This is a genomic window from Vibrio sp. T9 (genome assembly GCF_003123985.1).
Taxonomy (GTDB): domain Bacteria; phylum Pseudomonadota; class Gammaproteobacteria; order Enterobacterales; family Vibrionaceae; genus Vibrio; species Vibrio diabolicus.
Genome location: NZ_NIGY01000040.1, coordinates 1 through 581, shown reverse-complemented (window position 1 = coordinate 581; position 581 = coordinate 1). Strand labels below are relative to the sequence as shown.

Below are 581 nucleotides of genomic sequence, written 5' to 3'. Positions count from 1 at the left end.
GCGTTATAAAGCTCGAAGAAAAAGGACATTTCGTGGAAATTCGAACAGGTAAATTTGAAGATGTTGCTGGCATTACCGACATCTTTAACTTTTATATTGAACATACCAATGCACGCTTTGAGGAATTTCCATTTACTCTGGAAAATCGTCAGGAATGGTTCTCTCAGTTCTCTAGCACTACCAAACATCAACTATATGTGGCCGTAGAAAACGGCGTGTTGCTAGGTTTTGCATGTTCCCAACAGTACAGAGCTATTTCAGCTTTTGACGACACTGTAGAAGTGACCGTTTATCTGGCACAAGAGGCCAAAGGGAAAGGTTTAGGTTCTAAGCTATATACTCAGTTGTTTTCATCCATTCGTGCTTATGGCGTCCATCGTGTATTGTCGGGTGTTGCATTACCAAACGATGCATCAGTGGCATTACATAAACGGTTTGGTTTCAGAGAAGTAGGTGTTTTCAATGAGTATGCCAAGAAACATGGACAGTATATTAGCTCGTTGTGGTTAGAAAAGGCGTTTAACGTAGAGTCCGCTTTATAACAAACAATTTAAGTGTGATTCGGCACGCGTGGCATTTTT

General features: G+C 40.8%; 1 protein-coding gene. It reads left to right on the top strand.

Annotated elements, in window-relative coordinates; genetic code table 11:
- Positions 1 to 32: 32 nt before the first annotated feature.
- The gene (locus CBX98_RS25290) at positions 33 to 542 is read left to right on the top strand and encodes a GNAT family N-acetyltransferase (RefSeq protein WP_065645009.1); all 510 of its coding nucleotides are present in this window, start codon (positions 33 to 35) and stop codon (positions 540 to 542) included.
- The last annotated feature ends 39 nt before the right edge of the window (positions 543 to 581 follow it).